The sequence below is a fragment of the Rubrivivax sp. JA1026 genome, assembly GCF_011065555.1.
In the GTDB taxonomy this organism is placed as follows: Bacteria; Pseudomonadota; Gammaproteobacteria; order Burkholderiales; family Burkholderiaceae_C; genus Rubrivivax; species Rubrivivax benzoatilyticus.
The window spans coordinates 163327-175904 of sequence record NZ_JAALCQ010000008.1 but is presented as its reverse complement, the minus strand read 5'-3'; the positions used below and the strand labels follow the sequence as shown (position 1 = coordinate 175904).

The window sequence follows — 12578 nt, the reverse complement described above, 5'->3', positions numbered from 1 at the left end:
CGCCGGTGGCCCGAACCCGCAGCCGAGGCGCGGGAGAACCCTCGCTTCGTCGGGGTCAGGCCCGGCCGGTCCTGCGTTGCTGGCCCCAGACGAGGTGGTCCAGCAGCCGCGCATTGATTCCCGGGTGCTCGGGCTTCAGACGCTGCACGGCTCCGTGAAGCAGGGGCTGGGCCTCGGTGATCCGAACCTCGCGCCCCAGCGCAATGCCCAACCAGCGAAGAATCATGCGGTCGGGTTTGATCAGATCGTCGCGGCCCGCGAGCATGCGGAAGTAGGTCCAGCAGATGCCGCTGCGCTGCCCCGGCAGCCGTCTGATCTCGGCCTCGATCGCGGAGTCGTCTGTCACGGACTCGAGGTCCTGGAAGCGTTCAATGCCGTTCTGGCGCAGCACGGCGACGAAGCGCAGCACCGCGTCGGCCTTCAGGATGCCGTTGCGGGTCGAGGTGAGCTGGCGGTTGCAGAACACCTCGTTCGCGAGACGTTCCGCCTTCATCGTCTCGCCCAGGCGCCCCAGATGTTCCAGCGGCTGCTGCGCGGAAAGCGCGGGGAAGACGGCGCCGTCGGCCCGGTAGGCGTTCAGCCCCGTGCAGGCGCAGTAGCGGGCCACCACACGCTGCACCGACTCGTAGCGCACGCCGATCGAATAGACGGCATCGATGACGCACAGCGTCAGGCTGCCGTAGCGGTACTCGTCGCCGAGCCGGGCCCCTGTCAGGTCCAGCGTCTGGCGCGCCTGGTTCACGATCCGGTCGATGTCGTCGGCCCCCACGGCAGGTCTCCTTGGAAAGCGGCAGACCAGCCTATCGGCGTGATCAGGTCTCAGCAAGCGCACGCGTCAAGCGCCTCCAAGCCTCCCCACACGCGTACATTGGTCGCCATGCGCACCACCGCCACCTCCACGCTGCGCACCCGGACACGCTGGCTCGCAGCCCTGGCCGCCGTCGCCGCCGTGCCTGCCGCAGCCGCCGAAGCACCGCTGCTGCGCTGCGAGCTGCGCTACTTCAGCACGACGATGCAGGTCGAGGCCCGCCCGGTTGCCGACCCGTACACGGTCGCAGCACAGGACGTCGGCACACGTTTCCGCTTCAAGGCCGTGGTGCTGGGCACGCAGGAACGTGTCGACTCGGTCTCGCTCTACGCCTACGACATGGCGGTGGCCAACGCGCCGGTGCTGATCCACGAAGTCGTCCATCGGCCGCCCTTCCCGCCCGGCACGGCGATCCCCGCGCTGACCGGCTGGAACCACGTCTATTCCTCGCGCCTGGGCCGTGAACTCGTCTACGGCTGCGCGCTGGGCACGGAGGCCGCACGATGAAACGCCGCGACTTCAATGCCGCGCTGCTGGCCGGCACCTGGGCCGCCGCCGGCGCCGCAGGTGCCGAGCCGCAGCCGACGCTCAGCCTGGTCTTCGTCGGCGACGTGATGCTCGCCGACGGCCCCGGGCGCGTGCTGCGCCGCGGCGGCAATCCGTTCGCACCGACGGCCGCGCTGCTGGCCGGCGCCGACCTGCGCATCGCCAACCTCGAATGCGTCGTCGCGCGCGGCGGCCGGGCCGACGACAAGCCCTGGACCTTCCGCGCCGACCCGCGTGTGCTGGCGCTGCTGCGCCGCCACGTCGACGCCGTCTCGCTGGCCAACAACCACTCCGGCGACTTCGGCCGCGAGGCCTTCGCCGAGATGCTGGGCGCGCTGAAGGCCCACGGCCTGCCGTACTTCGGCGGCGGCCACGACCTCGCCGAGGCGCACCGGCCGCTGATCGTCGAGCGCCGCGGGCTGCGCCTGGCGCTGCTCGGTTACGACGAGTACTTCCCGCGTTATTTCGAGGCCGGCCACGACCACCCGGGTGTCGCCTGGAGCGAGGACGAGCAGGTCGTGTTCGACATCCGCCGCGCACGCACGACGGCCGACCTGGTGATCCCGTTCATGCACTGGGGCGAGGAAGGCCGGCCGACGGCCAACGAGCGCCAGCGCGCGCTGGCGCGGCTGATGATCGACGCCGGTGCCGACGCCGTCGTCGGCACCCATCCGCACATCGTGCAGGACGTCGAGTTCCACCGCGGCAAGCCGATCGTCTACAGCCTGGGCAACTTCGTCTTCGACGGCTTCGACAGGCCCGAGAACAACACCGGCTGGGTGCTGCGCCTGGAGATCGGCCGCGAAGGCGTGCGCTCGCTGCGGCGCGCGGTGGTGCGCATGGACCGCGAGGGCACGCCGCATCCGGTGGAAGACTTCGCCGAGCTCATGCCCGCGCGCTGAGACGGCCACCCCGAGCGCCATGCCCCACACGCTGGCCGGCCCGGTACACGCCGAGCTGGTGATCAAGAAGAGCCGCTTCATCGCCTGCGTGCAGCCGGTCGACGACCGTGCGCAGGCGCAGGCCCTCGTCGCCGCGCTGCGTGCCGGACACCCGCAGGCCGCGCACGTGTGCTGGGCGCTGCTGGCCGGCGGCCAGAGTGCGGCGGTCGATGACGGCGAACCCGGCGGCACCGCCGGCCTGCCGATGCTCGCCGTGCTGCGCCACCAGGACCTGGACGGCGCGCTGGCCACCGTCGTGCGCTACTGGGGCGGCACCAAACTCGGCGCCGGCGGCCTGGTGCGTGCCTACACCGATGCGGTGGCGACCGCGCTGCAGGGTGCGGTCAAGATCCCGCGCCGCCGGCTGGCGCGGCTGGGTTGCCGCCTGCCCTATGCACTCGAAGGCTGGCTGCGCCGCCAGCTCGCCCAGGCCGACGCGACGCTGGACGAGGTGCGGCACGGCGACGCGGTGTACGTCGGTTTCAGCCTGCCGGAAGACGAGGCGCCGGCGTTGAAGGCGGCGCTGGAGGACGGCGGGCGCGGGCAGCTGGTATGGGATCGCGGCGACTGAGCGCCAAGACGAGTCCTTTGGCGGGCCCCTGCCGGGTCAGGCACTGCCCCGCGACGGCACGATCTTCCAGTGCGCGCCCGCGAACGAAGGCTGCTGGCGTTCATCGTCCCAGCGCGTGACTTTCCAGAACTCGGTCGGCATCTCGAGCGGGAAGAACAAGGGGCGGTCCTGGTCGTTGCACATCCATGGCGACCAGCGCGAGCCTTCCTTCGGCACCAGCCCGACCGGCGGCCGCGGCGAAGTCAAGACGAAGAAGAGGCGCAGCGGCGACGGCATCAGGCCCGCCGCCTGAAGAGCCTCGAGCCGCTTGACCTTGCCCTGGAACTGCTCGTTCGACCAGGCCGTATCTCCCTTGGCCTCGATCAGCACCAGGGTGCGGTCGAAAGCGACGACGAGGTCCATGTCCTCCTGGTTGCCACACACCAGCCGGCCGTCATTGGGGTGCGACGCAAAGGCCTCGTCCCCACGCGCGAGCAGCGTCAGCGCGCCCACCAGCCAGTCGAGGTGGTAGTCCATCGCCCACCACGCGGCGGCAGGCACCTCGACGCCGATGGCCTGCTGCAGACGGCGGCGAAACGCCTCGTCCAGCGTCTCGCTGGCGGGTCCGAGCGCGTTGCGGATCAACCAGAAGCGTTCCTTGCGGTTGAAGCTCTTGAGTGCTTCGACCAGATTCATCGTCTCTCCCGTCGCTGTGCGATTCGACTCGCTGGAGGCTACGCCCGGGCCACCGGGCCCGAGCGCTCGAATCGAGCGCGGCATGGACAAGACAGATGAGAGCCGGCGGTCGCCCCAGGCACCCGCTACGGCGTGGCGCGCGACGGCTGGCGACGTCAGCCGATCAACCCCAGCTTCACCCTCGCCGCCACGCGCGCCAGCGCCGCCTCGCGCGCCTCGATCGGCGCCTGGCTCTCGGTCAGGTAGGCCGCCAGCAGCAGCGGCGCGCGGCCGGGCGCCCAGACGACGGCGACGTCGTTGGTCGTGCCTTGCGCGCCGGTGCCGGTCTTGTCGGCCACGAGCCAGCCGGGCGGGAAGCCGGCGCGCAAACGCTTCAGGCCGGTGGTCGAGGCCGTCATCCACTGCAGCAGCAGGTCGGCGCCGCGGCGCGACAGGCCGCCGCCGAACAGCGCCTGGCGCAGCGCCAGCACCATCGCCGCCGACGTCGTCGTGTCGCGTTCATCGCCGGGGCGGGCTTCGTTGAGATCGGGCTCGCGGCGATCCAGGCGTGTCGTGCGGTCGCCCAGCGTGCGCACCCAGAGCGTCAGCCCGGCCGGGCCGCCCAGCGTCTGCAGCAGCAGGTTGGCGGCGGTGTTGTCGCTCAGCACGACCGCGGCTTCGCAGAGCTCGGCGACCGTCATGCCGGCGCCGTCGGCGTGGCGCGAGGTGGTCGGCGCGTAGTCCAGCAGCGCCTCGCGGCCGAAGACGATGCGCCGCTCCAGCCGCTCCTGGCCACGGTCCACACGCGCCAGCACCGCCGCGGCCAGCAGCCATTTGAAGGTGCTGCACATCGGGAAACGTTCGTCCTGGCGGTGGCCGAAGCTGCGGCCGGTCTCCAGGTCGTAGGCGTAGACGCCCAGCCGGCCGGCGACCGAACGTTCGATCGCGCCGAAGGCGTCGGCGTCGCCGGCTTCGAGGGCGAAGGCCGGGCGGCCGGCGGCGGCCAGCGTCAACGCGGCCCAGGCGTGGAACGAGCGTCGCTTCATGCGCCGATTCTGATGCGCAAGCGGCTTGCGCTGGCTCGTGACGCCCGGTGATCACTGCCTATAGCCGGTTGCCGCCACGCGGCACGCTTGCCGAGACTGCGGCGGCGATCCAACCCGACAAGGACACGTTCTCCATGGCAGACACCGCGCCCGTGCAACTGGCTCTCGGCGACAGCGCCGCACGCCAGCTCGCCAACGCCACCAAGACCGCGCCGACCCTGGCGACCATCAGCCCGCGCTGGCTGACCCAGCTGCTGCAGTGGGTGCCGGTAGAAGCCGGCATCTACCGCCTGAACAAGGTGCGCAACCCGCAGGACGTGCAGGTGCTGTGCGCCAAGCGCGACGAGTCCGAACTGCCGACGACCTTCGTCGACTACGAGACCCAGCCGCGCGAGTACTTCCTCAACGCCGTCAGCACCGTGCTGGACGTGCACACGCGCGTCTCCGACCTCTACAGCAGCCCGCACGACCAGATCAAGGAGCAGTTGCGCCTGACGATCGAGACGATCAAGGAGAAGCAGGAAAGCGAACTCATCAACAACCCCGACTACGGCCTGCTCGCCAGCGTGCACCCCGACCAGGTCGTCTACCCGCTGACCGGCGCGCCAACGCCCGACGACTTCGACGAGTTGCTCTCCAAGGTCTGGAAGGAGCCGGCCTTCTTCCTGACGCACCCGCTGGCGATCGCCGCCTTCGGCCGCGAATGCACGCGCCGCGGCGTGCCGCCGCCCACCGTCAGCCTCTTCGGCAGCCAGTTCCTCACCTGGCGCGGCATCCCGCTGGTGCCCAGCGACAAGGTGCCGGTGGCCGACGGCAAGACCAAGGTGCTGCTGCTGCGTGTCGGCGACAAGCGCCAGGGCGTCGTCGGCCTGTACCAGCCAGGGCTGCCGGGCGAGCAGAGCCCGGGGCTGTCGGTGCGTTTCATGGGCATCAGCCGCAACGCGATCGCGTCCTACCTGATCTCGCTGTACTGCTCGCTGGCGGTGCAGACCGAAGACGCGCTGGCGGTGCTGGAGGACGTCGAGGTCGGCAAGTACCACGCCTACCCCGACACCTACCGATGACCCACCCCCGTAGCGCCTTCGGCGCACCTTGCAGGCCGCGCCGTGCCGTTGGCCCGGCCCTTCGGCTGGCGCAGGCCGTCCACCGGACGGCCCACGTCCCGCCGAAGCCCCCTCGAGGGGGCGACGCCAGCGACCGGGCGAAGCCCGGCCGCGGCGTCCGCTTGATGCACTGCGGTCACGGATCGGGGCGCGCGCCTCGGTCATGCACAGGAAACACCCCGTCCCGATGACGACCCCCGAGATCCCGGCCGCGGCCTTGCCGCCCGGCCTGCCCGACCCGGCGCTGCTGGCGCGCCTGGCCGGCGAACTGTTCAACAGCTGGCCGGGCGCGGCCACGGTGCCGGCCACCGGCGGCGTGCCGCTGCCCGAGCGGCCGCATCCGGCAGGGCTGACGCCACCGCCCGGCAGCTACGGCCCGTCCACGCCGGCCGCCGTGCCGGGCGGCCTGCCGCCCGGTGCCAACCTCGTGCCGACCTCGCCGCAGAGCGCCGCCAACATCGGCGCCTCGGCGCCGGCCCGGCTGCCGCATGCGCAAGCCGGCAACGGCGTGCCCGACGTGCCGCTGTCGGCCGCGCCGGCCTACGACGGCCGCGCCGGCAGCCACCTGCTGGCGGCGCCGCAGGCGCCGGCGGCGCCCTTCCATTTCGCCGAGGCCGAGGCGCTGGGTTTCCCGGCCGCTGCAGCCGCACCGCCGACGGCCGACCCGGCTTTCGAGGCGCTGCGCGCCCTGCCCTGGCAGCTGCCGACCGCGGCCGCCGTGCCGCGGCTGGACACGGTGCCGGCGCCGTCCGCCGCGCCAGCCACCGCTTCGCCGCGCTACTACTTCGTGCCCGAAGCGGCTCCGGCGGCCCCCACCGGCCGCCCGGGCTTCGCCGACGCCCATCCGCCGCTGGACGTGCACGCCGTGCGACGCGACTTCCCGCTGCTGAACGAGCGCATCAACGGACAGCGCGTCGTCTGGCTGGACAACGCCGCGACGACGCAGAAGCCGCAGGCCGTCATCGACCGCCTGGCCCACTTCTACGCCCACGAGAACTCCAACATCCACCGCGCCGCGCACGCGCTGGCGGCACGCGCCACCGACGCCTACGAAAACGCCCGCGAGACCGTGCGCCGCTTCATCGGCGCCGCGTCGACCGAGGAGATCGTCTTCGTGCGCGGCGCCACCGAGGCCATCAACCTGGTCGCCGCGGCCTGGGGCTGCCGCCACGTCGGGCCGGGCGACGAGATCGTCGTCTCGCACCTGGAGCACCACGCCAACATCGTGCCGTGGAAGCGCCTGGCCGACGAACGTGGCGCCAAGCTGCGCGTGATCCCGGTCGACGACAGCGGCCAGGTGCGGATCGACGAGTACCAGCGGCTGCTCAACGAGCGCACGAAGATCGTCGCCGTGACGCAGGTCTCGAACGCGCTGGGCACCGTGGTGCCGGTGGACCAGATCGTCGCCATCGCGCGGCGCGCCGGCATCCGCACGCTGGTCGACGGCGCGCAGTCGGTGTCGCACCTGAAGGTCGACGTGCGCGCCTTGGACACCGACTTCTTCGTCTTCTCGGGCCACAAGGTCTTCGGGCCGACCGGCATCGGCGTGCTCTACGGCCGCCGCGAGCTGCTGGAGGACCTGGCGCCCTGGCAAGGCGGCGGCAACATGATCGCCGACGTCACGTTCGAGCGCATCGTCTACCAGCCGCCGCCGGCACGCTTCGAGGCCGGCACCGGCAACATCGCCGACGCGGTGGGGCTGGGCGCGGCGCTGGAGTACGTCGAGCGCATCGGCATCGCCAACATCGCGAAGTACGAGCACGGGCTGCTGGAGTACGCCACCGGGCGTCTGGCCGAGGTGCCGGGGCTGCGGCCGATCGGCACCGCACGCGACAAGGCCAGCGTGCTGTCCTTCGTGCTCGCCGGCTACAGCACCGACGAGGTCGGCCAGGCGCTGAACCGCGAAGGCATCGCGGTGCGCACCGGCCACCACTGCGCGCAGCCCATCCTGCGCCGCTTCGGCCTGGAAGCCACGGTGCGGCCCTCGCTGGCCTTCTACAACACCTGCGAGGAGATCGACCAGCTGGTGGCGGTGCTGCAGCGCCTGGCGGCGGCGCGGCCGGTCGCCGGCCGGCGCTGAGGCTTGCATCAGGGCCCCCGGCCGGCCATGCGCCGGCCGGATAAACAAACGACGAAGGCTTCGTGGCGGCCCGAGGGCCGGCGCCCTATCGTGAAGGCTCACACCTGGAGAAGCCTCATGCCTTTCGTCGCCGTGCTGCCGCAGCGCCTGCCCTGCCCGCGTCGTCCGATGCCGGCCGAGCCCTGCGCGCGCATCGTCGACGCCGACATCCGCCGCACCGCGCTCGCGGTGCTGGCGCTCACGGCCACCGTCTGGTGGCCGAGCGCGCCGCGCCGGGTTCAGTCGCTGGCCAGCTTCACGCGGTCGGACAGCCGCGCATAACGCTCGTAGTCGCGCCGCACCAGCTGCGCCAGCTGCTGCGGCGTGCCGCCGACCGGCGTGATGCCCTGCTTGCGCAGCGCTTCCAGCACCGCAGGCTGGCGCAGCGTGGCGCTGGCGTCGTGCGCGATGCGCTCCACCACTGCCGCCGGCGTGCGCACCGGCGCGAACAGCGCGAACCAGCTCGTGACGCGGAAGCCCGGAATCGACTCCTGCGCCGTCGGCACCGCCGGCAGCAGCGGGCTGCGCTGCGCGCCGCCGATCGCCAGCGCACGCAGCCGGCCCGACTGGATGTGCGGTAGCGCCGCCGTCACCGAGACCCACATCGCCTGCGCCTGGCCCGAGGCGACGTCGGCCACCGCCTGCGAGCCGCCGCGGTAGGGGATGTGCACGAAGAAGAAGTCGCGTTCGATCTTCAGCAGTTCGAAGGCCAGGTGGTGCAGCGAGCCGACACCGGCCGAGGCGTAGCTGTAGGCGCCGGGGCGTTTCTTCGCCGCGGCCACCATGTCGGCGATCGTGCGCCAGCCGGTGGCGGCGTTGACGACGAGCACGTAGTCGCTGTCGGCCAGGTGCACGACCGGCGCCAGCTCCTTCAGCGGGTCGAACGAGAGCTTGCCCTGCAGCGCCGGGGCGATCGTGATCGCTCCTTCCTGCGACAGCGACAGCGTGTGGCCGTCGGCGTCCGAACGCGCGGTGGCCTCGGCCGCGACCAGGCCGCCGGCGCCGGTGCGGTTCTCCACCGTCACCGGCTGGCGCCAGTCGTCCTGCAGCTGGCGCGCGACGATGCGCACCGCGACGTCGGCGCCGCTGCCGGCGGTGTTGCCGACGAGGATGCGCACCGGCTTGGCCGGGAACGCGGCGGTGTTGGCGTGGGCGCTGCCCAGGGCGGGCGCGGCCACGGCGGCGGCGCTCCAGTGCAGCAGGCGGCGGCGAGAGATCGGGGACATACGACGCTCCGGAAGAAGGCGAAAACTCAGGATCGGGGCATGGCGGCGCCCAGGCCACGCAGGAATTCGCGTGAGCTTGGACGTCGGATGCATAACGAAAGACGCCGCGGCGCCGGAGCGGGCCGCGGCGGTGTCAGCAGACGCTCAGACCGCGGCCAGCGCCTGGTCCAGGTCGGCCAGCAGGTCGGCGATGTGCTCGATGCCGACCGACAGACGCACCGTGTCCTCGGACACGCCGGCCTTGGCCAGTTCCTCGGGCGCGAGCTGGCGGTGCGTCGTCGAGGCCGGGTGCGTGGCCAGCGAGCGCACGTCGCCGATGTTCACGAGGCGGGTGAAGAGCTGCAGCGCGTCCAGGAACCGCGCGCCGCGCTCGCGGCCCTGGCCGGGCTCGCCCTTCAGGCCGAAGGTCAGCAGGCCCGAGGCGCGGCCGCCGTAGTTCTGGCGGATCAGCGCGTGGCTGGGGTGGCCTTCGAGGCCGGCGTAGTTGACCCAGGCCACCTTGGGGTGCTGCGCCAGGTGCTGGGCGATGGCCAGCGCGTTGTCGCTGATGCGCTCCATGCGCAGCGCCAGCGTCTCGATGCCGGTCAGGATCTGGAAGGCGTTGAACGGCGAGATCGCGGCGCCGGTGTTGCGCAGCGGCACGACACGCGCGCGGCCGATGTAGGCCGCCGGGCCCAGGGCCTCGGTGTAGACGACGCCGTGGTAGCTGACGTCCGGCGTGTTCAGGCGCGGGAACCGCTCCGGGTACTTCGCCCACGGGAACTTGCCCGAGTCGACGATCGCGCCGCCCAGGCTGGTGCCGTGGCCGCCCAGGTACTTGGTCAGCGAGTGCACGACGATGTCCGCGCCGTGTTCGATCGGGCGGAACAGGTAGGGGCTGGGCACGGTGTTGTCGACGATCACCGGCACGCCGTGGCGGTGGGCGATGGCGGCGATCGCGGCGACGTCGGTGACGTTGCCGGCCGGGTTGCCGATCGACTCGACGAAGACGGCCTTGGTCCGGGCGTCGATCAGCGGCTCGAAGCTCGCCGGGTCGTTGGCGTCGGCGAAACGCGTCGTGACGCCGAACTGCGGCAGCGTGTGCGCCAGCAGGTTGTAGGTGCCGCCGTAGAGCGCGCTGGAGGCGACGATGTTGTCGCCGGCTTCGGTGATGGTCTGGATCGCGTAGGTGACGGCGGCCTGCCCCGAGGCCAGCGCCAGCGCGGCGATGCCGCCTTCGAGCGCCGCGACGCGCTGCTCGAGCACGTCGGTCGTCGGATTCATGATGCGCGTGTAGATGTTGCCCGGCACCTTCAGGTCGAACAGGTCGGCACCGTGCTGCGCGTTGTCGAAGGCGTAGGCCACCGTCTGGTAGATCGGCACCGCGACGGCCTTGGTCGTCGGGTCGGGGCTGTAGCCGCCGTGCACCGACAGGGTCTCGAAGCGCCAGTGGGCGCGCGGGTTTTGTTCGCTCATCGTCGTGTGATCCTCAGCTCGGGGAGCCGGTGTCCGGCTTCTTCGGGAGCGTGAATGCTGGCCCAAGCCATTCATGCACACAACGAAACAAAACGACTCTTCTTATAACTAAAGAGCATTTATAAGGCGAAAACTCAACCCAGACTCAGCAGTTCAACGACCCGGCTGCGGCTGATGCCGCCCAGTGCCGGCGCGACCGCGACATAGGTTTCGTAGCTGGCGCCGTTGAGCATCAGGCTCAGGTCGCCGGCGAAGGTGCCGGCCCAGGCGGCATCCTGCGGCGTGGCCGCCGCTTCGCTGGCCAGCAGGCGGCGCAGCGACTCGGCGACACGCTGCACACGTTCGAGCGCCTGGCTGACCTCGCGCAGCGTGCGCCGAGCCTGGTCGGCCTCGCCGACACCCCAGCGCGCCGGGTCCAGCGCCTCGTCCTGCCGCTGCAACCGCACCGGCTGTGCCTGACCGGCCGGATAACGGATGCCACCGCCGGCGACACTGAGCGAGGTCTGCAGGCCCGCCCAACGGTTCTCGGCGACGCTGAAGACCGGCTCGCCGGCATTGTCCAGCGAAGCACGCACACCGGCCGGCGCCAGCGTCCGGTCGAGATGGCGCACCGCTGTCTCGGCGTCTGCGCCTTCGGGCAGCACGACGCTCATCGTGCGCCTCGAGCCGCCGGCCTGGAACGACAGCGTCTCGGCGCGCCCGCCCTCCAGCGTGGCGCAGCTCATGCCGCGCATGCGAAAGCGCACGCGCGCCTGGCCATCGGCATCGAAACGCAGCGACTCGTCCAGGAAACCCGAGGTCGAGTCGCGCCGCGCCCGCCAGGTCTCGGCCGCAGCCCGCAGCGAGTCCGTCAGGCTGTCGTCCGCGCCGGTCGCATCGGTGCCGGACTGGGCGTCGGCGACGCGGCGCGCCAGCCGCTCCTGCAGCGCCTTCAGACGCTGCTGCAATTCGTCGAGATAGTTCAGCGTGCGCTGGGCGCCAGCGACGGTATGGTTGGACAGTCCCTGCTCGCGCTGGCGCGCGGCGCGCAGCGGCGCAGCCTGCCGCTCGGTGGCAGCGGCCTCGCTGGACGGGAGTTCGGCCGCCGCGGCCGCCGCCGTGGAACGCGTTGTCCCCGAGGCTTCGTCACGGCGCGGGCCGCGTGTGGGCTGGACGCCGGGAATGGAGTTCTGGATCTGCACCGTTGCTTCGCCCGCCGGGTCAGATCACGTCGAACAGCGACAGCCCCGCAACCTTGGCATAGGACTTCTGCGTCGCTTCGAGCGCGCTCTTGTAGCCGTCCATGCGCACCGCAGCGTCGGCATAGTCGAGCGCGCCGTATTCGATCTTGGCTTCCTCGTTGGCCAGGGCGACGTCGGCGTGGTTGCCCTGCAGCGTCTGCAGCAGGTTCATCGCCCCGCCCTGGCGTGCGATCAGGCCACTGACCGCAGCGAGTTCGACATCGATGCCGTCGAGCGCGCCGGCGAACACCGCACGGACGGCCGGCTCGTTGACGTCCGGCGCGCTGGCAGCGGTGGTGGCGGCAAGGTCGAGCTTGTTGAGCAGGTCGGCCATCGTCGTCAGCGACACGTTGGCCGGCTGGCGTACGCCGTTGCCGACGACGACCCATTGCGTCTCGTCGTTGCCGGCCCAGCTGTAGCGGCTGCCGGCCGGCTGCGAAGCGTCGTAGGCCATCGGGGCGGTCGTGCTCAGCGTGCCGGAGAACACGTAGCGGCCCTCCTGGTCACGGCTGTTGGCGGTGAACAGCAGGCTGTCGCGCAGTGAACCGAGCGTGCTGCTCATCGCCGCGATGTCGTCGGGCGTGTTGGCCCCGTCGGCGGCCCAGACGAGCTGGTCGCGGGCATCGAGCAGATCCGAGCTGATCGAGCCCAGCAGCGCCTCGTTCTGCTGCAGCCGCGAACGCAAGGCGCCGATGTTGTCCTGGTACTGCTCGATCGCCGCCTGTTCACGTGCCAGGCGGGACAGCCGCACGGCCGCCACCGGATCGTCCGAAGGCACCGCCAGGCGCTCGCCGGTGGCAATGCGCTCGAGCAGCGAACCCACCTGGGTGTTGGCCTGCTGCAGCGCACGCGTCATCGTGCCGTGGAACTGGTTGCTGGCAATGCGCAT

At 71.6% G+C, this 12578-nt stretch carries 13 protein-coding genes; 6 read left to right on the top strand and 7 right to left on the bottom strand.

Annotated elements, in window-relative coordinates; translation table 11 throughout:
* Positions 1 to 55: 55 nt before the first annotated feature.
* Positions 56 to 769, bottom strand: coding sequence for a hypothetical protein (locus tag G5B56_RS14610; RefSeq protein ID WP_206023530.1), 714 nt, complete (start codon positions 767 to 769; stop codon positions 56 to 58).
* A gap of 108 nt (positions 770 to 877) precedes the next feature.
* On the opposite strand from G5B56_RS14610, the gene G5B56_RS14605 reads away from it, so the two are divergent.
* From G5B56_RS14605 to G5B56_RS14595, 3 genes are read left to right on the top strand one after another with little or no spacing between them, the layout of a single operon-like run.
* Complete coding sequence (locus G5B56_RS14605; RefSeq protein ID WP_240920820.1) at positions 878 to 1315, top strand: hypothetical protein; 438 nt, start codon at positions 878 to 880, stop codon at positions 1313 to 1315.
* Complete coding sequence (locus tag G5B56_RS14600; protein WP_164963693.1) at positions 1312 to 2256, top strand: CapA family protein; 945 nt, start codon at positions 1312 to 1314, stop codon at positions 2254 to 2256. The genes G5B56_RS14605 and G5B56_RS14600 overlap by 4 nt, the downstream gene beginning before the upstream one ends.
* A 19-nt stretch (positions 2257 to 2275) precedes the next feature.
* Positions 2276 to 2866 (top strand): YigZ family protein, encoded by a 591-nt coding sequence (locus tag G5B56_RS14595; protein WP_164963692.1) that lies wholly within the window; start codon positions 2276 to 2278, stop codon positions 2864 to 2866.
* Between the two features lie 36 nt (positions 2867 to 2902).
* Here the strand turns inward: G5B56_RS14595 and G5B56_RS14590 are convergent, their stop codons facing one another.
* Together G5B56_RS14590 and bla are read right to left on the bottom strand one after the other, a co-directional pair.
* The gene (locus G5B56_RS14590) at positions 2903 to 3541 is read right to left on the bottom strand and encodes a hypothetical protein (RefSeq protein WP_164963691.1); all 639 of its coding nucleotides are present in this window, start codon (positions 3539 to 3541) and stop codon (positions 2903 to 2905) included.
* 155 nt (positions 3542 to 3696) lie between these two features.
* Complete coding sequence (bla, locus tag G5B56_RS14585; RefSeq protein WP_164963690.1) at positions 3697 to 4566, bottom strand: class A beta-lactamase; 870 nt, start codon at positions 4564 to 4566, stop codon at positions 3697 to 3699.
* 134 nt (positions 4567 to 4700) lie between these two features.
* Between bla and G5B56_RS14580 the strand changes: the two genes are divergently transcribed.
* The 3 genes from G5B56_RS14580 (at position 4701) to G5B56_RS14570 (ending at position 8070) form a co-directional block, all read left to right on the top strand.
* Positions 4701 to 5630 (top strand): family 2A encapsulin nanocompartment shell protein, encoded by a 930-nt coding sequence (locus G5B56_RS14580; protein ID WP_164963689.1) that lies wholly within the window; start codon positions 4701 to 4703, stop codon positions 5628 to 5630.
* A gap of 226 nt (positions 5631 to 5856) precedes the next feature.
* Entirely contained in the window at positions 5857 to 7749 is a 1893-nt protein-coding gene (locus tag G5B56_RS14575) for a family 2A encapsulin nanocompartment cargo protein cysteine desulfurase (RefSeq protein WP_164963688.1), read from the top strand.
* A gap of 117 nt (positions 7750 to 7866) precedes the next feature.
* Positions 7867 to 8070 (top strand): hypothetical protein, encoded by a 204-nt coding sequence (locus G5B56_RS14570; RefSeq protein WP_164963687.1) that lies wholly within the window; start codon positions 7867 to 7869, stop codon positions 8068 to 8070.
* On the opposite strand, the gene G5B56_RS14565 is transcribed toward G5B56_RS14570, so the two are convergent.
* The 4 genes from G5B56_RS14565 to flgL form a co-directional block, all read right to left on the bottom strand.
* Positions 8028 to 9014 carry a tripartite tricarboxylate transporter substrate binding protein gene (locus G5B56_RS14565; RefSeq protein ID WP_164963686.1) on the bottom strand — a complete coding sequence of 329 codons (987 nt, stop codon included), beginning with the start codon at positions 9012 to 9014 and terminating at the stop codon, positions 8028 to 8030. The two genes, G5B56_RS14570 and G5B56_RS14565, sit on opposite strands and share 43 nt — an antisense overlap.
* A 144-nt stretch (positions 9015 to 9158) precedes the next feature.
* Entirely contained in the window at positions 9159 to 10469 is a 1311-nt protein-coding gene (locus G5B56_RS14560) for an O-acetylhomoserine aminocarboxypropyltransferase/cysteine synthase family protein (RefSeq protein ID WP_009858226.1), read from the bottom strand.
* A gap of 134 nt (positions 10470 to 10603) precedes the next feature.
* Positions 10604 to 11650, bottom strand: coding sequence for a hypothetical protein (locus G5B56_RS14555; protein WP_164963685.1), 1047 nt, complete (start codon positions 11648 to 11650; stop codon positions 10604 to 10606).
* 19 nt (positions 11651 to 11669) lie between these two features.
* The gene (gene flgL, locus G5B56_RS14550; protein ID WP_164963684.1) at positions 11670 to 12578 is read right to left on the bottom strand and encodes a flagellar hook-associated protein FlgL; all 909 of its coding nucleotides are present in this window, start codon (positions 12576 to 12578) and stop codon (positions 11670 to 11672) included.